18 protein-coding genes are annotated in these 23,819 nt (G+C 71.0%); 6 read left to right on the forward strand and 12 right to left on the reverse strand.

Features of this window, described 5'->3' with window-relative positions; translation table 11 throughout:
- Window positions 1-25: 25 nt before the first annotated feature.
- The 3 genes from ABFY03_RS02815 to ABFY03_RS02825 are packed head-to-tail and all read right to left on the reverse strand — an operon-like array spanning window position 26 to window position 3,127.
- Window positions 26-856, reverse strand: coding sequence for a carbohydrate ABC transporter permease (locus ABFY03_RS02815; RefSeq protein ID WP_319013382.1), 831 nt, complete (start codon window positions 854-856; stop codon window positions 26-28).
- Window positions 853-1,845 (reverse strand): carbohydrate ABC transporter permease, encoded by a 993-nt coding sequence (locus tag ABFY03_RS02820; protein WP_386723746.1) that lies wholly within the window; start codon window positions 1,843-1,845, stop codon window positions 853-855. Before ABFY03_RS02820 ends, ABFY03_RS02815 begins: the two co-directional genes overlap by 4 nt.
- Window positions 1,838-3,127 carry an extracellular solute-binding protein gene (locus ABFY03_RS02825; RefSeq protein ID WP_319013381.1) on the reverse strand — a complete coding sequence of 430 codons (1,290 nt, stop codon included), beginning with the start codon at window positions 3,125-3,127 and terminating at the stop codon, window positions 1,838-1,840. Before ABFY03_RS02825 ends, ABFY03_RS02820 begins: the two co-directional genes overlap by 8 nt.
- 234 nt (window positions 3,128-3,361) lie before the next feature.
- Here ABFY03_RS02825 and ABFY03_RS02830 point away from each other — a divergent pair, with 234 nt between their 5' ends.
- The 3 genes from ABFY03_RS02830 to ABFY03_RS02840 all read left to right on the forward strand — a co-directional run bounded on the left by ABFY03_RS02830 (window position 3,362) and on the right by ABFY03_RS02840 (window position 7,832).
- The gene (locus ABFY03_RS02830) at window positions 3,362-4,375 is read left to right on the forward strand and encodes a LacI family DNA-binding transcriptional regulator (protein ID WP_319013380.1); all 1,014 of its coding nucleotides are present in this window, start codon (window positions 3,362-3,364) and stop codon (window positions 4,373-4,375) included.
- A 137-nt stretch (window positions 4,376-4,512) separates the two neighbouring features.
- Window positions 4,513-5,976: a glycoside hydrolase family 43 protein gene (locus ABFY03_RS02835; protein WP_346169056.1), complete on the forward strand. Its 1,464-nt coding sequence runs from the start codon at window positions 4,513-4,515 to the stop codon at window positions 5,974-5,976.
- Between the two features lie 398 nt (window positions 5,977-6,374).
- Complete coding sequence (locus ABFY03_RS02840; protein WP_319013378.1) at window positions 6,375-7,832, forward strand: endo-1,4-beta-xylanase; 1,458 nt, start codon at window positions 6,375-6,377, stop codon at window positions 7,830-7,832.
- 91 nt (window positions 7,833-7,923) lie between these two features.
- Here the strand turns inward: ABFY03_RS02840 and araD are convergent, their stop codons facing one another.
- The 4 genes from araD to ABFY03_RS02860 form a co-directional block, all read right to left on the reverse strand.
- Window positions 7,924-8,637 carry an L-ribulose-5-phosphate 4-epimerase AraD gene (gene araD / locus ABFY03_RS02845; protein WP_319013377.1) on the reverse strand — a complete coding sequence of 238 codons (714 nt, stop codon included), beginning with the start codon at window positions 8,635-8,637 and terminating at the stop codon, window positions 7,924-7,926.
- Between the two features lie 35 nt (window positions 8,638-8,672).
- Window positions 8,673-10,181 carry an L-arabinose isomerase gene (gene araA, locus ABFY03_RS02850; RefSeq protein ID WP_319013376.1) on the reverse strand — a complete coding sequence of 503 codons (1,509 nt, stop codon included), beginning with the start codon at window positions 10,179-10,181 and terminating at the stop codon, window positions 8,673-8,675.
- Between the two features lie 46 nt (window positions 10,182-10,227).
- Entirely contained in the window at window positions 10,228-11,934 is a 1,707-nt protein-coding gene (gene araB / locus ABFY03_RS02855; RefSeq protein WP_346169057.1) for a ribulokinase, read from the reverse strand.
- A gap of 701 nt (window positions 11,935-12,635) precedes the next feature.
- Window positions 12,636-13,646 carry a LacI family DNA-binding transcriptional regulator gene (locus ABFY03_RS02860; protein ID WP_319013654.1) on the reverse strand — a complete coding sequence of 337 codons (1,011 nt, stop codon included), beginning with the start codon at window positions 13,644-13,646 and terminating at the stop codon, window positions 12,636-12,638.
- A gap of 259 nt (window positions 13,647-13,905) precedes the next feature.
- Here ABFY03_RS02860 and chvE point away from each other — a divergent pair, with 259 nt between their 5' ends.
- From chvE to mmsB, 3 genes are read left to right on the forward strand one after another with little or no spacing between them, the layout of a single operon-like run.
- Window positions 13,906-15,015 (forward strand): multiple monosaccharide ABC transporter substrate-binding protein, encoded by a 1,110-nt coding sequence (chvE, locus tag ABFY03_RS02865; RefSeq protein ID WP_319013374.1) that lies wholly within the window; start codon window positions 13,906-13,908, stop codon window positions 15,013-15,015.
- A gap of 14 nt (window positions 15,016-15,029) precedes the next feature.
- Complete coding sequence (gene mmsA / locus ABFY03_RS02870) at window positions 15,030-16,601, forward strand: multiple monosaccharide ABC transporter ATP-binding protein (RefSeq protein ID WP_319013373.1); 1,572 nt, start codon at window positions 15,030-15,032, stop codon at window positions 16,599-16,601.
- The gene (gene mmsB, locus ABFY03_RS02875; protein ID WP_319013372.1) at window positions 16,598-17,842 is read left to right on the forward strand and encodes a multiple monosaccharide ABC transporter permease; all 1,245 of its coding nucleotides are present in this window, start codon (window positions 16,598-16,600) and stop codon (window positions 17,840-17,842) included. The genes mmsA and mmsB overlap by 4 nt, the downstream gene beginning before the upstream one ends.
- A 67-nt stretch (window positions 17,843-17,909) precedes the next feature.
- Here mmsB and ABFY03_RS02880 read toward each other — a convergent pair whose 3' ends face one another.
- The 5 genes from ABFY03_RS02880 to ABFY03_RS02900 all read right to left on the reverse strand — a co-directional run bounded on the left by ABFY03_RS02880 (window position 17,910) and on the right by ABFY03_RS02900 (window position 23,780).
- Window positions 17,910-18,977 (reverse strand): aldose epimerase family protein, encoded by a 1,068-nt coding sequence (locus tag ABFY03_RS02880; protein WP_346169058.1) that lies wholly within the window; start codon window positions 18,975-18,977, stop codon window positions 17,910-17,912.
- A gap of 73 nt (window positions 18,978-19,050) precedes the next feature.
- The gene (gene yjfF / locus ABFY03_RS02885) at window positions 19,051-20,049 is read right to left on the reverse strand and encodes a galactofuranose ABC transporter, permease protein YjfF (RefSeq protein ID WP_346169059.1); all 999 of its coding nucleotides are present in this window, start codon (window positions 20,047-20,049) and stop codon (window positions 19,051-19,053) included.
- The gene (locus ABFY03_RS02890; RefSeq protein ID WP_346169060.1) at window positions 20,046-21,161 is read right to left on the reverse strand and encodes an ABC transporter permease; all 1,116 of its coding nucleotides are present in this window, start codon (window positions 21,159-21,161) and stop codon (window positions 20,046-20,048) included. The genes yjfF and ABFY03_RS02890 overlap by 4 nt, the downstream gene beginning before the upstream one ends.
- Window positions 21,158-22,711, reverse strand: a complete 1,554-nt coding sequence (locus tag ABFY03_RS02895; protein ID WP_346169061.1) for a sugar ABC transporter ATP-binding protein — start codon at window positions 22,709-22,711, stop codon at window positions 21,158-21,160. Before ABFY03_RS02895 ends, ABFY03_RS02890 begins: the two co-directional genes overlap by 4 nt.
- Window positions 22,712-22,778: 67 nt before the next feature.
- Window positions 22,779-23,780 (reverse strand): ABC transporter substrate-binding protein, encoded by a 1,002-nt coding sequence (locus ABFY03_RS02900; protein WP_319013367.1) that lies wholly within the window; start codon window positions 23,778-23,780, stop codon window positions 22,779-22,781.
- Between the last annotated feature and the right edge of the window lie 39 nt (window positions 23,781-23,819).

Here is a 23,819-nt window from a genome sequence, read left to right on the forward strand (position 1 = left end):
GGAACGGGTGGGGCGGGTGGACGTGTCAGCCCTTGGTGGCGCCGGCGGTGAGGCCGCCGATCAGCTGCCGCTCGGCGACGGCGTAGAAGGCGAGGGCGGGGACCATGGCGAGGACGATGTAGGCGAGGACGAGCGCGTAGTCGGTCGAGTACTGGCCCTGGAACTGCTGGACGCCGACGGGGATCGTCTGCCACTTCGGGTCGTTGAACACCAGCAGCGGCAGGAAGAAGTTGTTCCAGCTCGCCACGATCGCCAGGACCGAGACCGTGCCCAGGGCCGGACGCGCCATCGGCAGCAGGATCTTCCAGAAGAAGCGGAGCTTGCCGCAGCCGTCCATGACGGCGGCCTCCTCGACCTCCGCCGGGATGGTCCGGAAGAAGCCGCGCAGGATGATGATCGTCATGGGGAGCCCGAAGGCCGCCTGCGGAAGGATCACCCCGAGCGGGTTGTCGAGCAGTCCGAAGGTGCGCAGCATGAGGAAGAGCGGCAGGACGGCCACCGCGAACGGGAACATGAGCCCGATGGTGAACAGTCCGTAGAACAACTCCCTGCCCCGGAAGGCGTAGCGGGCCAGGACGAACGCCGCCATCGCGGAGGCCGCCACCGTGAAGAACGTCGTGCCGACGGCGATGCCGGCGCTGTTGGCGATCTGCCGCCAGAACATCCCGTCGCCGAGGATGCCCGTGTAGTTGCCGACCTTCCACTCCTCCGGCAGCCCGAACGGGTTGCTCGTGAGCTCGCCGGTGCTCTTGAACCCGGAGAGCACCGCGTAGATCAGCGGGACGACGACGAAGGCGCCGATCAGCCAGATCACGGTGTGCAGGGAGAGGCCGCGTGCCGTCCGGCGGGCGTTCACCGGGCGCCTCCCGAGGTGACGGCCCCGCTCAGGTCACGGCGGAGCACATAGCGCTGGTAGAAGAGCGAGAAGACCAGGCTGATCATGAACAGCACCACACTGATGGCGCTGGCGTAGCCGACCTGGTAGCGCTTGAACCCGAACTGGAACATCGCGATCGCCATCGTCTCGGAGGAGTGGTTGGGCCCGCCCGCGGTCATGACCCAGACGAGGTCGAAGAGCTGAATGGAGCCGATGACCGAGAGGAAGACGCTGATCCGGATCGTCGGGCCGAGCAGCGGCAGCGTCACGTGCCGGAAGCGCTGCCAGGCCCCGGCGCCGTCGATGGAGGCGGCCTCCAGGATCTCGGCCGGGATGCCCTGCAGTCCGGCGAGGAAGAGCATCATGTGGAAGCCGAAGTACTTCCAGATCATCACCACGAACAGGGTCGGCATGACCGTCGAGGGGTCGGCGAGCCACTTCCCCTGCAGACCCTCCAGGCCCAGCAGGCCGGCGAGGTGGTCGGCCATGCCGGAGCCGGGCAGGAAGATCATCGTGAAGAGGACCGCCGTGACGACCTCGGACAGGATGTACGGGGCGAAGAACAGCATCCGGTAGACGGCCCGGCCGCGCAGCCGCTGGTTGAGCAGGACCGCGGTGAAGAGCGCGAACGGCAGCTGCACCGTGACCGACAGGACGATCAGGTACAGCCCGCGGCCCAGATCGCCGAGGAAGACCTCGTCCTCGAAGAGCCGGGTGTAGTTCCCGAAACCGACGAAGTCGTCCATGGGGCCGATCCCGCCCCACTTGAAGAAGCCGGTGAAGACGGCGACCACGATCGGGGCGAGGACGAAGACGAGGAAGAGGACCAGGGCCGGGACGAGGAACCAGGCGACCGAGGCCCAGTCCCGCCACCCGCGCAGCAGCGACCGGACCGGGGCGGGCGGGCGGCGCGCCGGAACGGCGTCCTCGGTCCGCTCCTTCGTCAGGGTGGACACGGAGCTAGGCACTCTTCGCAGCCTCGGTGATCGACGCGGTGACCTGCTCGGGTGTCTTCTTGCCCGCGATCAGGTCGGCGACGCTGTCGTTGACCTCCTGGCCGACGGCCGGCGGATAGGCCTGGTCGAGGAAGAGCTGGAAGCCCGTCGCCTGGACCAGGCTCTGTGCCACCACCTTCTTGTTGGCGTCGGTGAGCTGGCTCTCCGCGCCCTTCACCACCGGCAGGTAGCCGTTGGAGGCCAGCAGCTTGGACTCGTTCTCCAGGACGAAGAACTTCAGGAAGTCCAGCGCCTCCTTGGGTGCTCCCTTGCGCAGGGCGAATCCGCCGCCGCCGCCGAACACCTCGGTGGCCCGGCCGGCGCCGCCGTCGACCGTCGGGAAGGGGAAGAAGCCCAGGTCCGCTCCGAGGTCGGCGCCCGCGTCCTTCTGCACCGACGGGCCCCACTGCCCCATCAGCTCCATGGCGGCCTTGCCGTTGCCCATGGTCGCGGCCTGCCCGCCGGGGGTGGCGTAGCCGGCGCCGAGGAAGGCGGGCTGGAAGGGCTGGAGGTCGACCAGCTCCTTGAGGTGGACGCCGGCCTGGACGAAGCCCTCGCCGGTGAAGTCCTTGGTGGTGGCGGCCTGTTGCAGCGCGGGGAGGCCGGCGACGCGCATCGCGAGGTAGGCCCAGTAGTAGTGGCCCGGCCACTTCTCCTTGCCCGCGAGGGCGATCGGGGTGATGCCCGCCGCCTTCAGCTTCCTGACGTCGTCGAGGAGTTCGGCCCAGGTGGACGGCGGGGTGGTGATCCCGGCCTTGGCGAAGAGCTTCTTGTTGTACCAGAAGCCGACCATGCCGATGTCGTACGGCACTCCGTAGGTCCGGCCGTCGAACTGGTACGCCTGCAGGGAGACGGGGGTGAGCTCGGACGACCAGTCGAGGAGGTCGGTGAGGTCCTCGACCAGCCCCGCGTCGACCTGCTGCCGCAGCACACCGCCGCCCCAGGTCTGGAAGACGTCGGGGAGCTTCCCCGACGACGTGGTCGCGGTCAGCTTGGACTTGAACGCCTCGTTCTCCAAGGAGGTCGTGTTGATCACGATGTTCGGGTGAGCGGACGTGAACGCCGAGGAGATTTGCGGGAAGAGGGACTTGCCCGGCTCCGTCGTGGCGATGTTCCACCAGGCGAAGGACACCTTGCCGTCGGCGGCCCGCGTGTCCGACCCGTCGGCTCCGCAGGCCGCGGTCAGGGAGACGGACAGGGCGGTCAAGCCCGTGAGCGCCAGGAAGCTTCGTCGGCTCGGGAGGGTGCTGGCCATGGGACCTCCGGGAGGGGAATGCCGGGGCGGTACGCGCCCGAAAACTTTTCGAAATACTCTCGAATTCTGCGCTGCCACAAACTAGGAACGTGAGGCTTATCGGTCAAGACCCCGCGTCAATTTATTTGCGCGCACCGGCTGTTCGCGGGGTTGACAAGCAGGTCGGGGCGCCCGGAAACTCATCGAAAGTTTGCGATACCTGTCGGCCGAAGGCATCCGCGCAGAGGAGAGAAGTTGAGCGAGCAGCGCCCGACCCTGGCCGTCATCGCCGCGGCGGCGGGGGTGTCCCAGGCCACCGTGTCCAAGGTGATCAACGGCCGCTCCGACGTCGCGCCCTCGACCCGCGAACGGATCGAGGGCCTTTTGCACACCCACAACTACCTGCCGCCCGGCCGACAGGGCAGAGCCCGCAGATCGGGTCTCGTCGACCTGATCATCGGCGGTCTGGACAGCGCGTGGGCGGTGGAGATCCTGCGCGGTGTCGAGGCCGAGTGCGCCCATCGGACCGTCGGCACCGTGGTGTCGCTCGTCCCGCCGGGCGAGGCGACGCCGTCCAGCTGGACCGCGCTGCCGGCCCTGCACCGCAGCGACGGCGTCATCCTCGTCACCGCCTCGGTCACCCAGGCCCAGCGCGCCCAGGTCGAACGGGCCGGTGCGGCGCTGGTCGTCATCGACCCGATCGACATGCCGGGCAACGACGTGCCGAGCGTCGGGGCGACCAACTGGGCCGGCGGCCTCGCCGCCACCGAGCACCTGCTGGAACTGGGTCACCGCAGGATCGCCACGATCGGCGGACGCAGGGAGATGCTCTGCAGCCAGGCCCGCATCGACGGGTACCGGGCGGCCCTGGAGCGGGCCGGGATCGAGGTCGACCGGGACCTCATCCGGTTCGGCGACTTCCAGCACGAGGGCGGCTTCCGGTGCGCCCAGGAGCTGCTCGCCCTCCCCGAGCCGCCGACCGCCGTCTTCGCCGGCAGCGACCAGCAGGCGATGGGCGTCTACGAGGCCGCCCGGCAGGCCGGACTGAGCATCCCGCGGGACCTCAGCGTGGTCGGCTTCGACGATCTGCCGATGTGCGACTGGCTGTCTCCCCCGCTGACGACGGTCCGCCAGCCGCTGGAGGAGATGGGCCGGGTCGCCGCCCGCACCCTGTTCCAGCTGCTGGACGGCCAGTCCCTGGTCAGCCCGCGGATGGAGCTCTCGACCGAGCTCAAGGTCAGGCTCTCCACCGCCCCGCCCCACCCCTAGGAGCACCCCTTGAACGAGCCCTGGAGCACCCTCTGTCCGCCCGCCTCCGTGTGCGGCTCCTCCCCTCCGCACGCTTCCGCCCGTCCCCCCTCGGCCGGCCCGGGGCCGTCCGTGCCGGCCGACCGCGTCGCGGTGCCATGAGCACGCCCTTCGGTGATCCCGTGCTGCCCGGGTTCCGGCCCGACCCGTCCGTCTGCCGGGTCGGAGCGGACTACTACCTGGTGACGTCCAGCTTCGAGTGGTTCCCCGGCCTGCCCGTCTTCCACAGCCGCGACCTCGTGCGCTGGCGGCGCGTCGGCTCCGCACTCGACCGTCCCTCCCAGCTCGACCTCGACGGATGCGGGCCCTCACGCGGCCTCTTCGCGCCGACGATCCGGCACCACGACGGGGTCTTCCATCTCGTCTGCACGCTGATGGACGGACCCGGCCACTTCGTCGTCACGGCGACGGACCCGGCGGGGCCGTGGTCGGAGCCGTACTGGCTGGAGGGCGAGGGATTCGACCCGTCGCTGTTCTTCGACGACGGACCGGACGGCGGGGACGGCCGCGCCTGGTTCACCGCCGCGCGCGTCCTGGACGAGGCCGCCGGCCTCACCCAGATCTGGATGCGCGAGTACCTCCCCCGCGAACACCGGCTCACGGGACCCGAGTACGTCCTGTGGTCCGGGAGCAGGCCCGGCGCCCGCTGGTCGGAGGCCCCGCACCTCTACAAGGTGGGTGGAACGTATCTGCTGCTCACCGCGGAGGGCGGCACCGCGGCGGACCACAGCGTCGTGGCCGCCCGGGCCGACCGGGTGCCCGGCCCCTACCGGGGCGACCCCGGGAATCCGGTGCTCCCTCCCGCCGAGGGCCCGGTCACCTGCACGGGGCACGCCGACCTCGTCCAGACCCCGTCCGGCGACTGGCGGGCCGTGCTCCTGGGCGTCCGCCCGGGCTCCGCCATCGGCCGCGAGACCTTCCTCGCCGACGTCACGTGGGAGGACGGCCGGCCGGTCTTCTCCCCCGTCGCCCACGTGCCGGATCGCCGGCGCGTCCACGACGACTTCGCCACGCTCTCCCCCGAGTGGAGCACCCTGCGCACCCCGCGCACGCGGTTCTGGACCACCGGCGACGGGCTGCGCCTCCGGCTCCGCCCGGAACGCCTCGGCGAGCGCGCCTCCCCCTCCCTCCTCGTCCGCCCGCAGGAGCAGCCCGACTGCGACGCCTCCACGGAGCTGCACTTCGCTCCGGCGGGACCGAACGAGGAGGCCGGCCTGGCCGTCGTCCTCGACGACGACGCCCACCTGCTCCTGCTGCGCACCGCGAGGGGAGTCGTCCTCCGCCGCGGGCCCGACGTCCTGGCGCGTGCTCCCGCCCCTCCGGGCCCCGTCCGGCTGGGCGTCCGCGTCCGCGGCCTCCACCATGCCTTCGGCTACGCGGCGCCGGGCGGCTCCTGGCACGATCTGGCCACCGTCGAAGCCGGCTTCCTCGCCCCGCTGTTCACCGGCGTCCAGCTCGGGGTCTACGCCACCTCCCACGGCCGTCCCTCCACCGGAGAGGCCCGTTTCGCGTGGTTCGACATCGCCTATCCGCACCGGGCGGAACCGTCCGGGCGGCGGTGACGCCGCCGGGCACGGGAAATGAAATCGCCGACCCAATCTCGGTTTTCCTCCGTTTGTCCGATTCCGAAATCGGCCGAATACCCCGGAGACAACCGCAGGCCAAGGGCGTTCGTCGTCGAAATGTTTTCGACGAGGGACGCCCTTCGTGATTCCTGCGGCAGTTACCCCGCAGCCAGGATCCCGAAATACCTTCGAAACTCTTGACACGTTTCCGCGGTGTTTCCACACTGATTCCCGAGGCCGCTCGCTCTCTTTCTCGCGTGCCATGGCGCCGGCCTCGAATCATTGCGTCCCGGCAGCACGCGCACTCTTTCGCCGACGGACGCCGACGCCGCAGATTCCGAATTCCTCTGCCGCGCGCACCATCCTTCCGTGATTTCCGTCCTGGAGGTTCCTCGATGCGTTCCCCCACGCTTTCCCTGTCCGCCGCCCGCCGGAGAATAGGAGGTCTGTGCGCGGCGCTGATCGTCGGCGCCGTCGGCGCCACCACCGTGCTGACGGCGCCGGCCTCGCACGCCGCCGAGAGCACGCTGGGTCGCGCCGCGGCGCAGAGCGGCCGCTACTTCGGCACCGCCATCGCCTCGGGGCGGCTCGGCGACTCGACGTACACGACCATCGCGAACCGCGAGTTCAACATGGTGACGGCCGAGAACGAGATGAAGATCGACGCCACCGAGCCGCAGCGGGGGCAGTTCAACTTCACCGCAGGCGACCGCGTGTACAACTGGGCGGTGCAGAACGGCAAGCAGGTGCGCGGCCACACCCTGGCCTGGCACTCGCAGCAGCCCGGCTGGATGCAGGCGCTCGAGGGCAGCACGCTGCGCCAGGCGATGATCAACCACATCACCGGCGTGATGGGCCACTACAAGGGCAAGATCGCCCAGTGGGACGTCGTGAACGAGGCCTTCGAGGACGGCACTTCGGGCGCCAGGCGCAACTCGAACCTGCAGCGCAGCGGCAACGACTGGATCGAGGTCGCCTTCCGCACCGCGCGCGCCGCCGACCCGGCCGCCAAGCTCTGCTACAACGACTACAACACCGACAACTGGACCTGGGCCAAGACCCAGGCCGTGTACGCCATGGTCAAGGACTTCAAGCAGCGTGGCGTGCCGATCGACTGCGTCGGGTTCCAGTCGCACTTCAACAACGACAGCCCCTACAACAGCAACTACCGCACCACGCTGCAGAGTTTCGCCGCCCTCGGCGTCGACGTGGCCATCACCGAGCTCGACATCCAGGGCGCCTCGCCCACGACCTACGCCAACGTGACGAACGACTGCCTGGCCGTCCCGCGCTGCCTCGGCATCACCGTCTGGGGCGTGCGCGACACCGACTCCTGGCGGGCGGACCAGACGCCGCTGCTGTTCAACGGCGACGGCAGCAAGAAGCCCGCGTACACCTCCGTCCTCAACGCGCTCAACGCCGGCACCTCCAACCCCAACCCCACGCCGACCCCCACGCCGACCCCCGCCCCCGGCTCCGGCCCGATCAAGGGCGTCGCCTCCGGCCGCTGCGTGGACGTGCCCGGCGCCGCCACCGCCGACGGCACGCAGGTCCAGCTGTGGGACTGCAACGGCCGCACCAACCAGCAGTGGACCTACACCGCCGCGGGTGAGCTCAGGGTCTACGGCGACAAGTGCCTGGACGCGGCCGGCACCGGCAACGGCGCCAAGGTGCAGATCTACAGCTGCTGGGGCGGCGACAACCAGAAGTGGCGGCTCGGCTCCGACGGATCCATCGTCGGCGTGCAGTCCGGCCTCTGCCTCGACGCCGCCGCGAGCGGCACCGCCAACGGCACGCTGATCCAGCTGTACTCGTGCTGGAACGGCACCAACCAGCGGTGGACGCGCGGCTGACCGTCGCGCTGACACCTCGCACCACACGCACCACGCGCACCGCTCGCACCAGGGAGGGGAGCCGGGAAGATCCCGGCTCCCCTCGGTGCGGTCAGGTGGCGGAGGGGTTGCCGTAGTACGCATCCGGGCCGTGCTTGCGGGTGAAGTGGCGGTCCAGGAGGTGCTGCGGGGGCTCCACCGTGCCCAGGGCGATGGTCCGCAGGGCCATCTCGGCCACCGCCTCGCAGACGATGGCGTGCTCCAGGGACGTGGTGGCGTCCGCGCCCCAGGTGAAGGGGCCGTGGTGGGCGACCAGGGCGCCCGGGACCTCCCGGGCCCGGGTGTCGTCACGGTCCAGCAGGTCCACGATGACCTGGCCGGTGTTGTACTCGTAGTCCGTGGCGCACTGCTCGGGGGTGAGGACGTCGGTGACGGGGACGGGACCGTTGAAGGTGTCCGCGTGCGTCGTGCCGAGCACCGGTATCGACCGCCGGGCCTGTGCGAAGGCGACGGCGTGGGTGGAGTGCGTGTGGGTGACGCCGCCGATCGAGGGGAAGGCCAGGTAGAGGCTCCGGTGCGTCTCCGTGTCGGTGGACGGCCGCAGCCGGCCCTCGACCACGCTCCCGTCGGCCAGGGAGACGACGACCAGGTCCTCCTCGGTCAGCACGTCGTAGGTCACGCCCGAGGGCTTGATGACGAAGACGCCGGCTTCCCGGTCCACTCCGCTCACGTTGCCCCAGGTGAGGGTGGCGAGGCCGGCCCGGGGGATGCGGAGGTTCGCCTCCAGCACCTCCCGGCGCAGCTCCTCGGAAACGGTCCTGCTCACGGCGGACTCCGTCCTGGTGGGGGCGGCGGGGGCGGTCACAGGCTCTGGGCCAGTCGGTGGTACGCCTGGTTCCAGCGCAGCTCGCGCGTGAACCGCCGGACGGTGGTGTCCTCGTCGATGACGGCGAGTTCGGTCCGCAGCATCTCGGCGAGGTCGTCGAGCTCCTCCCCGACCAGCGCGGTGGTCAGGACGGTGTGGTGGGGCGCTCCCGCCGTCAGCCACGCCTCGGTGGAGGTACGCAGATCGGGGCGGGGCCGCCAGACGGCGCGGGCGACGGGGAGCTTGGGCAGCGGCTCGGGCGGGGCGACGACGTCGATGCGGTTGGCGACGAGGCGGAACCGGTCGCCCATGTCGGCGAGACCGACGACGACGGCCGGACCGGGGTCGGCGTCGAAGACGAGGCGGACCGGGTCCTCGCGTCCGCCGATGCCGAGGGGATGGATCTCGCAGCTGGGCCTCGACGTCGTGATCGAGGGACAGACCTCCAGCATGTGGGCGCCCAGGATGAGCTCCTGACCGGGCGTCAGGTCGTAGGTGTAGTCCTCCATGAAGGAGGTGCCGCCGGGCAGGCCGTGGGCCATCGCCTTCAGGGTGCGCAGCAGGGTGGAGGTCTTCCAGTCCCCTTCGCCGCCGAAGCCGTAGCCGTCCGCCATCAGGCGCTGCACGGCGAGCCCGGGCAGCTGGCGCAGGCCGCCGAGGTCCTCGAAGTTGGTGGTGAAGGCACGGAATCCGCCTTCCGTGAGGAAGGTGCGCAGACCGGCTTCGACACGGGCCGCGTAGCGCAGCGAGTCGTGGCGCTCGCCGCCGGGCCGCAGCTCGGGGGCGAGGGCGTAGAGGTCCTGGTACTCCTTGACGAGGGCGGTGACGGTGGACTCGTCGGCGGCGTCGACCGCGGCGACGAGGTCGTTGACGCCGTAGGTGTTGACCGAGACACCGAACCGCAGCTGCGCCTCTACCTTGTCGCCCTCGGTGACGGCGACGTCGCGCATGTTGTCGCCGAACCGGGCGAGTCTGAGGGTGGTGAGTTCGGCGCGGCCGACGGCGGCGCGGGCCCACCCGGCGACGCGGTCGACGACCTCGGGGGTGGAGACGTGGCCGGCCACGGTCTTGCGCGGGACGCCGAGGCGGGTCTGGACGAAGCCGAACTCGCGGTCGCCGTGGGCGGCCTGGTTCAGGTTCATGAAGTCCATGTCGATGGTGGACCAGGGCAGTTCGCGGTTGGCCTGGGTGTGCAGGTGCAGCAGGGGCTTGCGGAGGGCGTCGAGGCCGGCGATCCACATCTTGGCCGGGGAGAAGGTGTGCATCCAGGCGATCAGGCCGACGCAGCGGTCGTCGGCGTTGGCCTCCAGGCAGACCGCGCGGATGGCGGCCGCGTCGGTGAGGACGGGCTTCCACACCAGGCGGACGGTCAGCTGGGGCCGGTCGGCGAGGGTGTCGCAGATGGCACGGGACTGTTCGGCGACCTGGGCCAGGGTGTCCTCGCCGTAGAGGTCCTGGCTGCCGGTGAGAAACCAGATCTCGCGGTCGGGCTGGGCGAGCGTCATGTCGGGTGTGCTCCTCGGAGGTGCTGGGGCGGGGAGGTGGGGTCGGTCAGCCGGTGGTGGCGGCGCGTGCGGTGTTGCGGATACGCCGCAGGCGGTGCAGCAGGAGGTCGGCGCCGGTGCCGAAGTGCTCGTGCAGGGCCCGGTACTCGGCGAACAGCGCGTCGTAGGCGTCCGCCCGCGCGGGGTCGGGCAGGTACGCGTGGCGCCGCACGCTGCCCATGACGGCGGCGGCGGTCCGGACGTCGGGGTGGGCGCCCGCGGCGACGGCGGCGTGGATGGCCGAGCCGAGGGCCGGCCCCTGCTCGGAGGTGCCGAGGGAGACGGAGCGGCGGAGCACGTCGGCGTAGATCTGCATGAGCAGCGGGTTCTTCTTCAGGCCGCCGGTGACGATGAACTCCTCGACGGGGATCCCGCCGCTCTCGAAGGTCTCGACGATCAACCGGGTGCCGTAGGCGGTGGATTCGAGCAGGGCCCGGTAGACGTCCTCGGGCCGGGTGTCGAGGGTGAGGCCGGCGACGACGCCGGAGAGGTGGTGGTCGACCAGGGGGGAACGGTTGCCGTTCATCCAGTCCAGGGCGACGAGACCGTGCGCGCCGACCGGCTGGTCCGCGGCCTTGCGGGTCAGGAGCTGGTGCAGGTCCTCGCCCGACGCCTCGGCCTCGGTGCGGTAGTGGTCCGGGACGCCCTGCCGGAGCCACCAGGCGAAGATGTCGCCGACCGCGCTCTGGCCGGCCTCGTAACCGTAGGCGCCGTCGACGATGCCGCCGTCGACGACCCCGCAGATGCCGGGGACCTCGGCGAGGGTGGCGCCGTTGAGGACGTGGCAGGTGGAGGTGCCCATGATCGCGAGCATCCGCCCGTTCTCGACGGCGCCCGCGGCGGGCGCGGCCACGTGGGCGTCGACGTTGCCGGCGGCGACGGCGATGCCTTCGGGAAGGCCGGTCCAGCGGGCGGCCCTGGCGCTCAGTCCGCCGACGCGGGAGCCCAGGGGCGACAGCGGGTGCTCCAGGCGCGTGGCGGGGAAGTCCGCGAAGTCCGGGTGGAGCGCGGCCAGGTAGTCCGGGGAGGGGTAGGCGCCGTCCTGGTGGATGCCCTTGTAGCCGGCGGTGCAGGTGTTGCGGGACTCGGCGCCGGTGAGCTGCCAGACGATCCAGTCGGCCGCCTCGATCCAGCGGGCGCAGGCGGCGTAGACGGCGGGGTCCTCCTCCAGGACCTGGAGGGCCTTGGCGTACTGCCACTCGGCGGAGATCTTGCCGCCGTACCGGGCGATCCACTTCTCGCCCCGGGCGTGCGCGAGGGCGTTGATGCGGTCGGCCTGCTCCTGCGCCGCGTGGTGCTTCCACAGCTTGGGCCAGGCGTGCGGGCGCTCGGCCCACTCGGGCGTCAGGGCGAGCGGGGTGCCGTCCGGGGTGGTCGGCAGCACCGTGCAGGCGGTGAAGTCGGTGGCGATGCCGATGACGCGGGACGCGTCGACTCCGGCGTCGGCGAGCGCCGCCGGAACGGCGGTGCGCAGGACGTCGCGCCAGTCCTCGGGGTGCTGCAGGGCCCAGTCCGGGGGCAGGGCCGCTCCGGTGGAGGGGAGGCGGTCCTCGATGACGGCGTGGCGGTACTCGTGCACCGCCGAACCGAGCTCGGCGCCGTCCCGGACCCTGACCACGACGGCACGCCCGGAGAGGGTGCCGAAGTCGACTCCGATGGTGCATGCCTCGGGGTGCTGGCGGGCTGCGGGACCGGAAGGAACGTGTGGGGTCACGATGCGGTCTCTCTCGTCGGGAGGGGGGCGGCGGCGAAGCACTCTGATTGTTAACGCTCACAATTCACTTGGACAAGAGCTGAGTGCGGTTCTGTCGAATTTGGGGCCAGAACTCGGGCCTTCGAAGTGAGCGCTCACTCGATGAAGGGCGACGCGGACCGGCCGACGGGACGAGCGCGGGAGCGACGTGACGCCCGAGAGCGGGGCCTGGCCGCGGGGAACGGCCCCGCAAGCCCTTGCGGGCACTCGCCGGCCGCCGCGCCACCGCCCCACGCATGCGCGGTGACGCGGGCCCCGCCGGGGCGGGCCCCGGAGCCCCCTCGACGGGCCAGGAGCGCACCCGGAGGCAGGTCAAACACCACGCCGGCGTTCCAGCGGCACCCGGCCGGCGGGCCAGTCGTCGCCGCAGCGTGGGCAGACGCCGCCTCCGCCGGCCGGGCGTCGCCGGGGAGGGTCCGGCCGGTCACACGCCGCCCGCAGCCGCCTGGCGCAGGCGGCACACGCCGTCTGCGCCGGTCAGGCGTCGCCGGGGAGAGTCCCGCCGGTCACACGCCGTCCGGCCCGGGGGCAGTCACCGCTCCCGCGCCGCCCCGAGGTGGGCGAACGCCGCCTCGCAGAGGCCGTCACCGGCCCACCAGCCCACCGGCCCGCACCGGCCCGCACAGGCGAAACGCCGCCCCGCCGGCTGCAGACACCACCCGTCACGCATCCCCCGGCGGCCGCGTGCTCGCGCGCATGATGAGTTGGGGTTCGACCAGGAGGTGTTCGGTCTTCGTGGCGCGGCCCTCGATGTGGTCGACGAGCAGCTGGATGCTCCGGCGTCCGATCGCGGCGAAGTCCTGGCGGACCGTCGTCAGCGGCGGCGGGAAGAACTCGGCCTCGGGGATGTCGTCGAAGCCGGCGACGGCCACCTGCGCGGGCGTGCGGATGCCGCCCTCGCGCAGCGCCCGCAGGACGCCGAGCGCCATCTGGTCGTTGGCGACGAAGACGGCCGTGACCGGTGTCGTGCCCCGGCGGGCCAGGACGAGGCCCGCGAGTTCCTGGCCCGCCCGATAGCCGGAGAGCGGGCTCCAGTCCCCCGTCAGGACGCGCGGCGGCCGGATGCCGCTCTCCTCCAGCACGGCGCGCCAGCCCGCCGTGCGGGCCTCGCTCTCCAGCCAGTCGCCTGGCCCGGCCACGTGCCAGACGTTGGCGTGGCCGGCGGCGAGCAGGTGCTCGGTGACCATGCGGGCGCCGAGCTCCTGGTCGAGGGAGACGCCGGGCAGGTCGAGCTGGTGACCGCCTTCGACGGTGACGACGGGGAAGGGCGCGTCGAGTTCGGCGAGCGCCTGCACGTGCGAGCGCTGCGGGGTGATGGCGACGACGCCCTCCACGCCCCAGGCCGCGAGGTGGTCGATCGCGTCCCTGAGCCCCTGTCCCCCTCCGCTGCGCAGGCTGACGGTCGAGACGAGGTAGCCCTCCTCGCGGGCCGCCTCCTCCAGGCCGGTCAGGGTGCTGGCGGGTCCGTACAGGGCCGTGTTGACCGCGATGACGCCGAGCGTCCTGGTCCGGCGCGTCACCAGGGCGCGCGCGGCGGAGTTGCGGCGGTAGCCGAGCCGCTCGATGGCCAGGGTGACCTGCTCGCGGGTGGCCGCGCGCACGTTGGGGTGACCGCTCAGCACCCGGGAGACCGTCTGGTGGGAGACCCCCGCCTCCCGTGCGACGTCGGCCATCGTCGGCGGGCGGACGTCTTCCGCGGGATGGACCACGCTCGCCTCCCTTCTCCGTGCTCACGGCTGTGTATCGATACGGGAAAAACCTTAGCGCCTCTTGTATCACGCTGTTGTGAGCGCTAACAATCTAGCTCGACCGGGGTGCCGACGCCCCGGCCCCCCAGCCGGAACGGCGCCGTCCCGGCAGTGCGAGGACCCGCGCTGCCGTCGCGCCCGTTCCCGGTCTGAGCCGCCCTCGACGACGGGATGGGTACCGCCCATGAAGAAGTTCCGATCCGCATCCGCTCTCCTCGCCGTGACGACCGGCTGCGCCCTGCTCCTGACCGCCTGCGGACAGACCGCCGAGGGCGGCAGCCAGGAGGCGAAGGAGAAGAAGGAGCGCACCATCGGCATCGCGATGCCCACCAAGTCCTCCGAGCGGTGGATCGCCGACGGCCGCAACATGACCGAGAGCCTGAAGCAGGCCGGTTTCGCCACGACCCTGCAGTACGGCGAGGACGACCCCGACCAGCAGGTCGCCCAGATCGAGAACATGATCACCCAGGGCGTCGACGCGCTGGTCGTGGCCGCCATCAACGGCGAGGCCCTGTCCAACGTCCTGCAGCAGGCCGCGGACGCCGACATCCCGGTCATCTCCTACGACCGGCTCATCCTGGGCTCCCCCCACGTCGACTACTACGCCTCCTTCGACAACGAGAAGGTCGGCGAGCTGCAGGCCACGTACATCGTCGAGAAGCTGGGGCTGAAGTCCGGCGCGAAGAAGGGCCCCTTCAACATCGAGCTGTTCGCCGGCTCCAACGACGACAACAACACCAAGTACTTCTTCAACGGCGCCATGAAGGTGCTGAAGCCCTACCTCGACAAGAAGCAGCTGGTCGTGCGCTCCCAGCAGACCCAGCTCAACCAGGTCACCACCCTGCGCTGGGACGGCGGGACGGCGCAGAAGCGCATGGACGACCTGCTGACCTCCGCGTACTCCACGGCCCGCGTCGACGCCGTGCTCTCCCCCTACGACGGCATCTCCATCGGCATCCTGTCCGCGCTGAAGTCCGACGACTACGGAAGCGCCGCCAAGCCGCTGCCGGTCGTCACCGGCCAGGACGCGGAGGTCGCCTCCGTGAAGTCGATCATCGCGGGCGAGCAGACGCAGACCGTCTACAAGGACACGCGCGCCCTCGCGAAGGTCGCCTCGGACATGGTCACCGCCGTCCTGGAGGGCAGGAAGCCGCAGACCAACGACGACAAGACGTACGACAACGGCAAGAAGGTCGTTCCGGCCTACCTGCTCGAGCCGGTCAGCGTCGACAAGTCGAACTACCGCAACGTCCTGGTCGAGTCCGGCTACATCGACGCCGGGGCACTGAAGTGACCGCCCTTCTCCAGATGCGTTCCATCGTCAAGACCTTCCCCGGAGTCAGGGCGCTCGACGACGTGACCCTCTCCGTGGAACGCGGTGAGGTGCACGCCCTGTGCGGGGAGAACGGCGCCGGCAAGTCGACCCTGATGAAGGTCCTCTCCGGGGTCCACCCGCACGGGACGTACGAGGGCGAGATCCTCTTCGACGGCGAGCCGTGCCGCTTCAAGGACATCAGGGCCAGCGAGCGGCGCGGGATCGTCATCATCCACCAGGAGCTCGCGCTCGTCCCCCATCTGTCGATCGCCGAGAACATCTTCCTCGGCAACGAACCGTCCCGGCGCGGCATCATCGACTGGCGCGAGGCGCTGCGCCGGGCGTCCGAACTGCTGCGACGGGTCGGCCTCGACGAGCACCCGGAGACCCGGGTCGCCGACATCGGCGTCGGCAAGCAGCAACTGGTGGAGATCGCGAAGGCGCTGGCGAAGGACGTCCGGCTGCTCATCCTCGACGAGCCCACCGCGGCGCTCAACGACGAGGACAGCGCGAAGCTCCTGGGTCTGATGGGAGAACTGAAGAGCCAGGGCATCACCTCGATCCTCATCTCGCACAAGCTGAACGAGATCGCCCGGATCGCCGACGCCGTCACCATCCTGCGCGACGGGCGCTCCATCGAGACCCTCGACGTCAGGGACCCGGCCACCACCGAGGAGCGCATCATCCGCGGCATGGTGGGCCGCGACCTCGACAGCCGCTTCCCCGACCGGACGCCGTACGAGGGCCCGGCCGACGCCACCCCCGTCCTGGAGGTCCGCGACTGGACCGTGCGCCACCCGCTCGACCGCGGCCGCAAGGTCGTCGACGGCGTGTCGCTCCAGGTCCGGCGCGGGGAGATCGTCGGCGTCGCGGGACTCATGGGGGCCGGCCGGACCGAACTGGCCATGAGCGTCTTCGGGCGTTCCTACGGCCGCTACGAGCGGGGCACCGTGCTCAAGGACGGCCGCGAGGTGCGGACGCGTACGGTTCCCGAGGCGGTCGCCCACGGCATCGCGTACGTCACCGAGGACCGCAAGCACTACGGCCTCGACCTCGGGGACTCCGTGAGCCGGAACATCTCGCTCGCCTCGCTCGGCGCGCTCGCCCGCCGCGGGGTCGTCGACGGGCACGAGGAGCGCCGGGTCGCCGAGCGGTACCGGCGGACCATGAACATCAAGGCTCCGAACGTCCTCGAACCGGTCGGCCGTCTGTCCGGCGGCAACCAGCAGAAGGTCGTCCTCAGCAAGTGGATCCTCGCCGGACCGGACGTCCTCGTCCTCGACGAGCCCACGCGCGGGGTCGACGTGGGAGCCAAGTACGAGATCTACACCGTGATCGACCGGCTCGCCGCCGAGGGCAAGGCGATCCTCCTCATCTCCTCCGAACTGCCCGAACTGCTGGGCATGTGCGACCGCATCTACACCATGGCCGCCGGGCGGCTGACCGGCGAGGTCGGCCGTGCCGACGCCACCCAGGAAGTGCTGATGCGGCACATGACGCAGAGCTCCCCCGCACCGCCGGCGGTCCCCGCGGGCACCGCCTCCACCGAAGGACACCAGGCATGAGCACCGAAGTCGGCACGAAGACGACCGCCCCGGCGCCCCCGGGCGCCGGTTCCCCGGTCACCGGGACACCGGTGCTCCGGATGCTCCTCGACGGCGTCCGGCGGAACATGCGCCAGTACGGCATGCTCTTCGCGCTGGGCCTGATCGTGCTGCTGTTCCAGATCTGGACGGGCGGCGACCTCCTGCTGCCGCGCAACGTCTCCAACCTGGTCCTGCAGAACAGCTACATCCTCATCCTGGCCATCGGCATGATGATCGTCATCATCTCCGGGCACATCGACCTGTCGGTGGGCTCGCTGATGGCCCTGGTGGGCGGCGTCGGGGCGGTGCTCATGGTCGAGCACCACGTCTCCTGGCCGGTCGCCGTGCTCCTCACCCTGCTCCTGGGGGCCGTCGCCGGCGCGCTGCAGGGCTACTTCATCGCGTACGTCGGCATACCGTCGTTCATCGTGACCCTGGCCGGCATGCTGCTCTTCCGCGGGCTCACGGAGATCTTCCTCAAGGGGCAGACGCTCGGCCCGTTCCCGGACGGCCTGCAGAAGGTCGCCAACGGCTTCCTGCCGGAGGTCGGGCCGCGCACGAACTACCACAACCTGACGCTGCTCCTCGGCCTGGGCCTGATCGCCTACGTGGTCTTCCAGGAGGTCCGGGACCGTCGCCGCCAGCGGGAGTTCGCCCTGGAGACGCTCCCCACCGGCCTGTTCGCGCTGAAGGTGACCGCGCTGGTGGCCGCGGTACTGCTCACGACCCTGCTGCTCGCCAGCTACAAGGGCGCGCCGGTGGTCCTGCTCATCCTGGCCGTGCTGCTCGTCGGCTTCGGTTACGTGATGCGCAACGCGGTGATCGGCCGCCACGTGTACGCGATCGGCGGCAACCTGCCCGCCGCGAAGCTGTCCGGCGTCAAGGACCGGAAGGTGACCTTCGCGGTCTTCCTCAACATGGGGATGCTCGCGGCGCTCGCCGGGCTCGTCTTCGCGGCGCGCTTCAACGCGGCCTCGCCGAAGGCGGGCGTGAACTTCGAGCTGGAGGCCATCGCCGCCGCGTTCATCGGCGGGGCGTCGATGAGCGGAGGCGTCGGCACCGTCCTGGGCGCCATCATCGGCGGTCTGGTGCTCGGCGTGCTCAACAACGGCATGAACCTCGTCGGGGTGGGCACCGACTGGCAGCAGGTCATCAAGGGCCTCGTGCTGCTGGCCGCGGTCGGCTTCGACGTGTGGAACAAGCGGCGGGCGGGCGCCTGACGCGGCTCCGGACACGGCTGTGCCCGCCGGCGGGAACGCCGGCGGGCACAGCCGTGTCGGTGCGCGGTCAGTCGCGCGTGCCGAACCGGAGGACCGTCCTCGACGTGTACCGCTCCCCCGGTCGCAGCACCGTGGACGGGTCACCGGGGCGGTTCGGGGAGTCGGGGAAGTGCTGGGTCTCCAGCGCGATGCCGGCGCCCGCCCGGTAGGGCGTACCGCTCTTGCCGAGGACCGTCCCGTCGAACTGCCCCGCGGAGTAGACCTGGAGGCCGGGTTCCGTGGTCAGCACCTCCATGCGCCGGCCGGTGGCCGGGGCGTACAGGACGGCGGCCCGGCGCAGCCGACCGTCGCCGTGCGGGTCCAGGACGAAGTTGTGGTCGTAGCCGCCGGGCGCGCCGGGGTGGTCCAGGGCGTCGGCGATCCTGAGCGGCCGGCGGAGGTCGAAGGCGGTGCCGTCGACGGGGCGGTGCTCCCCGTCGGGTATGAGGTCCCCGTCGACCGGTGTGTAGTGGGAGGCGTCGACGGCCAGTTCGTGGCCGAGCACGTCGCCGGCGCCCTCGCCGTCGAGGTTGAAGTAGGCGTGGTTGGTCAGGTTGACGAGGGTGGCGGCGTCGGTGACCGCCGTGTAGGAGAAGGCGAGTTCGTCGTCGCGGCCGATGAGGCAGCTGACGGTGACGACCAGGTTCCCGGGGAAGCCCTGGTCGCCGTCCGGGCTGCGGAGGCGCAGGAGCACACCGGTCCACTCCGGGGTGTGCACGCTCTCGGCTTCCCAGAGCCGGGTGTCGAAGCCGTCCGTCCCGCCGTGCAGGCAGTGGCCGTTCTCCTGGGTGGTCAGCTGGTGCGGCGTCCCGTCCAGGGTGAACCGGCCGTGGGCGATGCGGTTGGCGTAGCGGCCGACGGTGGAGCCGAAGTACCGGGCGGTGGTGGCCGTCTCGGCCGGGTCGCGGGGAGCGAGGACCACGTCGGCCGGGGTGCCGTTCCGGTCCGGCGCCCACAGGCCGTGGAGGCGGGCGCCGCGGGTGTGCACCTCGGCCGTGAGTCCGCCGGGGAAGCCGAAGGTCCATCGTTCTCCGGCGCGCGGGTCGGCGTGGCGGACCGGGGGGACTCCGGTGAGCGGGGGCGTGGCTGGGTTCATGGGGTTCCTTGGTCGCGAGGGGGCGCAGCCGAAAAGGGGGCAGGGAGGTCCCTGCCCCCTCGTGGCCCGGGGTCTATTCCGCCTGGCGGGATCCGCCGAAGAGGCGCTGGAGGAGGATGAAGACGAACAGCAGACCGCCGATGACGATACGGGTCCACCACGAGCTGAGGGTGCCCTGGAAGCTGATGATCGTCTGGATCAGCCCGAGGACCGTCACGCCGAGCGCGGTGCCCAGGACGAATCCGGAACCGCCGGTCAGCAGGGTCCCGCCGATCACGGCGGCGGCGATGGCGTCGAGTTCCATGCCGACGGCGTGCAGGGCGTAGCCGGACAGCATGTAGAAGGTCAGCAGCAGGCCGCCGAGGGCGGAGCACAGGCCGCTGACGGCGTACACCATGACCTTGGTGCGTCCCACGGGCAGGCCCATGAGGCGGGCGGAGGACTCGTTGCCGCCGAGGGCGTAGACGGTGCGGCCGAAGCGGGTGTGGTGGAGGACGACGAAGGCGAGCGCGAGGACGACCAGGGCGATGACCACGGCGGGCGAGACGAACAGGCCGCCGGGCAGCAGCACCCGGGTCTGGGCGATCCGGGTGGTCGTCGGGTCCGTGATCGAGATGGACTCGGTGCTGATCATGTAGCAGAGGCCGCGGGCGAGGAACATGCCGGCGAGGGTGACGATGAAGGGCTGGATCTCGAAGGCGTGGATCACCCAGCCCATGAGGGCTCCGCCGCCCGCTCCCACCAGGAGGACCACCGGCACCGCCACGGCGAGCGGCAGGCCGTTCTGTTCGACGAGCCAGGCGGTCAGCATGGTCGACAGGGCCACCATGGAGCCGACCGAGAGGTCGATCCCGCCGGTGAGGATGACGAAGGTCATGCCGATCGCCACGACGAGCAGGAAGCCGTTGTCGATCAGGACGTTGAGCAGGACCTGCGCGGAGAAGAAGCCTTCGTACTGCACGGAGCCGACCGTGAACATGGCCACCAGGAGGGTGGCCGTCACCATGAGCGGCAGGCGGGCGGCGTGGCGTGCCGAGAAGCGGTGGAGCGGCTTGGCGAGGGTGGTGCTCACGAGTGGACCTCCTGCCGGCGGGCCGTCAGGTCGCCGGCCGCCGGGGCCGGGTCCGGGGCGGCCGTCCGGCGACGGCGGGAGAGCCGCGCGCGGAACGCGGGCGACTGGACGAGACACACGACGATGACGACCAGGGCCTTGAAGACGAGGGTGGTCTCCGGCGGTACGCCGAGGGTGTAGATGGTGGTCGAGAGGGTCTGGATGATCAGCGCGCCGAGGACGGTGCCGCCGAGGGAGAAGCGGCCGCCGGTCAGCGCGGTGCCGCCGATGACCACGGCGAGGATCGCGTCGAGCTCGATCCACAGGCCGGCGTTGTTGCCGTCGGCGCTGGACACGTTGGAGCTGATCATCAGGCCGGCGACCGCGGCGCACACGGCACTGACGATGTACACCGTGACGAGGAGGCCGGACGCCCGGATGCCGACGAGCCGGCTCGCGACCGGGTTGCCGCCCACCGATTCGATGAGCATGCCGAGCGCGGTCCGCCGGGTGACGACGGAGGTGACGGCGACGAGGGCCGCGGCGAGCAGGACGGCGAAGGGCAGGGTGAGCCAGTAGCCGCCGCCGATCATCTTGTAGGCGCTGCTGGAGACGCTGATGATCTGGCCGTCGGTGATCAGCTGGGCCACGCCGCGTCCGGCGACCATGAGGACCAGCGTGGCGACGATGGGCTGGACGCCGAGCCGGGCGACGAGCAGGCCGTTGAGCAGGCCGATCGCCGCGGCCACGCCGAGCGCGACCGCGATCGCGGCCATGACGGTCGAGAGGCTTCCGGGGTCCTTCGCGGTGGCGATGTGCTCGCAGGCGAGGGCCCCGGCGATGGCGACCGTCGAACCGACCGAGAGGTCGATGCCGCGGGTGGCGATGACGAGCGTCATGCCGACGGAGACCAGGATCAGCGGGGCGCCGAACTGGAGGATGTCGATCAGGCTGCCGTACAGGTGTCCGTTCTGGACGCGGACGGCGAAGAAGTCGTGGGTGAGCGCGAGGTTCCCGAGGAGCAGCGCGGCCAGCACGGCGGCGGGCCAGAACAGCCGGTGCTCGGTGAGCCGCCGGGCGCCGCGCGTCCGGGCCGGACGCCCCCCGGCGCCGGTGTCGTGAGGTGGTGTCATGAGGTGGCTCCGGTGGCGATCGCGCCCAGGATCCGGTCGGGCGTCAGGGTGGTGTCGTTGGTGAGGGTGGCGACGAGCCGGTGGTCGCGCAGCACGCCGACCCGGTGGCTGAGCCGCAGCACTTCCTCGAGTTCGGCGGAGATGAAGAGCACCGCCGTGCCTTCCGAGGCCAGGCGGCTGACGAGCCGCTGGATCTCCGTCTTGGCGCCGATGTCGATGCCCCGGGTGGGCTCGTCCAGGATCAGCAGCTCGGGGTCGGTGAGCAGCCACCGGGCGAGCAGCACCTTCTGCTGGTTGCCGCCGCTGAGGTTGCGGACCTGGGCTTCGGGGTCGGCCGGGCGGATGTCGAGGACCTCGGTCCATCGTGCGGCGATCTCCTCCTGCCGGGCGCGCGAGAGGGGTCTGGTCCAGCCGCGTGCGGCCTGGAGGGCGAGCACGATGTTCTCGCGGACGGTGAGTTCGCCGATCAGACCCTCCGCCTTGCGGTTCTCGGAGCAGAAGGCGATCTTGTGGGCGATCGCGGTGCGCGGCGAGCGCAGGACGGCGCGTTCGCCGTGGATCCGCAGTTCGCCGCCGTCGGCGTGGTCGGCTCCGAAGAGCAGCCGGGCGGCCTCGGTCCGTCCGGATCCGAGGAGTCCGGCGAGGCCGATGACCTCGCCGCGGTGGATGTCGAGGTCGTACGGCTGGATGGAGCCGGTCCGGGCGAGCCCGCGGGCGCTGAGGAGGGGGGTCTCCGCGGACCCGGGGGTGGCGGCGGTGGCGGTGTGGGAGGTCTCGGCCAGTTCGTCGAGGGTGCTCAGTTCGCTGCCGACCATGCGGTGGACGAGGGTGACGGGGGTCAGTTCGTCGATCCGGTACTCGCCTTCGAGCCGTCCGTTGCGCAGGACGGTCACCCGGTCGCACAGGTCGAAGACCTGGTCGAGGAAGTGGGTGACGAAGAGGATCGCGACGCCCCGGTCGCGCAGCCGGCGCACCAGGGCGAACAGCTGGGCGACCTCGTCGCGGTCGAGGCTGGAGGTGGGCTCGTCGAGGACGAGGACCTTCGCCTGGACGTCCACGGCGCGGACGATCGCGACGAGTTGCTGAACGGCGATGGAGTGGGCGCTCAGGGGCATGCGGACGTCGAGGTCGAGTTCCAGCTCGGTGATGAGCTGTGCCGCGCGCCGGTGGAGGGCCTTCCAGTGGACGAGTCCGAAGCGCCGTGGTTCCCGGCCTACGAGGATGTTCTCCGCGACCGAGAGGTTGGGGCAGAGGTTCACCTCCTGGTAGACGGTGCTGATGCCGGCGTGCTGGGCTTCGAGGGGTTCGGTGAACCGCCGGGCGTCGCCGTCCACGGTGACCGTGCCCGCGTCGGGCGGGTGGACGCCGGTGAGCACCTTGATGAGGGTCGACTTGCCGGCGCCGTTCTCCCCCATCAGTGCGTGGACCTCGCCCGGGAAGAGGCGCAGGTCGACGCCGTCGAGGGCGAGGACGCCGGGGAAAGCCTTGCGGATGCCGCGGGCCTCCAGGACCGGCCGGTCGGTGGGGGTGGGGGTGGGTGGGGCTGTCATCCGCCCTCCTCTCCTGAGGGGCCGGGGGCGGCGCGAGGGCCGCCCCCGGTCCGGTGCGGGCGGTGGATCAGTACTGGCGGCCGGGCAGGGCGGCGGCGGCCTGGTCCTGGGTGAAGACGCCCTCCTCGACCTCGACCCGTCGCGGGACGCTCTCCCCCGCCGCGACCTTCTTGACGAGGTCCATGAGCTGGTCGCCGAGGAGCGGGTTGCACTCGACGACCACGTTGATCTTCTTCTCCTGCATGGCGACGAAGGCGTCCTTGATGCCGTCGACGGAGATCACCTTGATGTCGGTGCCCGGCTTCTTGCCCGCCTCCTCGATGGCCTGGATGGCGCCGAGGGCCATGTCGTCGTTGTGGGCGTAGAGGACGTCGATGTCCTTGTGGGACTTGAGGAAGGCCTGCATGACCTCCTTGCCCTTGGCGCGGGTGAAGTCGCCGGTCTGGGAGGCGATGACCTTGAACTTGGGGTCGCCCTTGATGGCTTCGGCGAAGCCGGCCTTGCGGTCGTTGGCGGGGGCGGAGCCGGTGGTGCCCTGGAGCTCGACGACGTTGACGGGGTCGGAGGTGCCCTCGTACTCCTTGACGAGCCACTTGCCGGCCTCCTGGCCCTCCTTGACGAAGTCGGAGCCGAGGAAGGTCTGGTAGAGCGAGGTGTCCTGCGAGTCGACCGCGCGGTCGGTGAGGATCACCGGGATGCCGGCGTTCTTGGCCTCCTTCAGGACGGTGTCCCAGCCGGACTCCACGACCGGCGAGAAGGCGATGACGTCCACCTTCTGCTGGATGAAGGTGCGGATCGCCTTGATCTGGTTCTCCTGCTTCTGCTGGGCGTCGGAGAACTTCAGCGTGATGCCCGCCTTCTCGGCGGCCTCGCGGACGGACTTGGTGTTGGCGGTGCGCCAGCCGCTCTCGGCTCCCACCTGGGCGAACCCGAGCACCAGCTTGCCGTCGGAGGAGCCCTTGCCGGCACCGCCGGTGGTGCCGTCGGACGCGGGCTCGGTGGTGCAGGCGGTCAGCACACCAGCGGCCAGGACGGCGGCGGTGATGACGCGGAGGGCTCTGTGGGCCATGTCGTGGTTCCTCTCGGGACGTGCGTCGTACCAGGCGGA

The sequence above is a fragment of the Streptomyces roseofulvus genome, assembly GCF_039534915.1.
GTDB classification, from domain to species: Bacteria; Actinomycetota; Actinomycetes; order Streptomycetales; family Streptomycetaceae; genus Streptomyces; species Streptomyces roseofulvus.

What these genes read in the sequence shown, in the direction of transcription:
- ABFY03_RS02825 (WP_319013381.1), bottom strand. Translation starts at nt 3,127, where the DNA reads ATGGCCAGCACCCTCCCGAGCCGACGAAGCTTCCTGGCGCTCACGGGC.
- ABFY03_RS02835 (WP_346169056.1), top strand. Translation starts at nt 4,513, where the DNA reads ATGAGCACGCCCTTCGGTGATCCCGTGCTGCCCGGGTTCCGGCCCGAC.
- ABFY03_RS02840 (WP_319013378.1), top strand. Translation starts at nt 6,375, where the DNA reads ATGCGTTCCCCCACGCTTTCCCTGTCCGCCGCCCGCCGGAGAATAGGA.
- araA (WP_319013376.1), bottom strand. Translation starts at nt 10,181, where the DNA reads ATGACGCTCGCCCAGCCCGACCGCGAGATCTGGTTTCTCACCGGCAGC.
- ABFY03_RS02860 (WP_319013654.1), bottom strand. Translation starts at nt 13,646, where the DNA reads ATGGCCGACGTCGCACGGGAGGCGGGGGTCTCCCACCAGACGGTCTCC.
- chvE (WP_319013374.1), top strand. Translation starts at nt 13,906, where the DNA reads ATGAAGAAGTTCCGATCCGCATCCGCTCTCCTCGCCGTGACGACCGGC.
- mmsA (WP_319013373.1), top strand. Translation starts at nt 15,030, where the DNA reads ATGCGTTCCATCGTCAAGACCTTCCCCGGAGTCAGGGCGCTCGACGAC.
- mmsB (WP_319013372.1), top strand. Translation starts at nt 16,598, where the DNA reads ATGAGCACCGAAGTCGGCACGAAGACGACCGCCCCGGCGCCCCCGGGC.
- ABFY03_RS02880 (WP_346169058.1), bottom strand. Translation starts at nt 18,977, where the DNA reads ATGAACCCAGCCACGCCCCCGCTCACCGGAGTCCCCCCGGTCCGCCAC.
- ABFY03_RS02890 (WP_346169060.1), bottom strand. Translation starts at nt 21,161, where the DNA reads ATGACACCACCTCACGACACCGGCGCCGGGGGGCGTCCGGCCCGGACG.
- ABFY03_RS02895 (WP_346169061.1), bottom strand. Translation starts at nt 22,711, where the DNA reads ATGACAGCCCCACCCACCCCCACCCCCACCGACCGGCCGGTCCTGGAG.
- ABFY03_RS02900 (WP_319013367.1), bottom strand. Translation starts at nt 23,780, where the DNA reads ATGGCCCACAGAGCCCTCCGCGTCATCACCGCCGCCGTCCTGGCCGCT.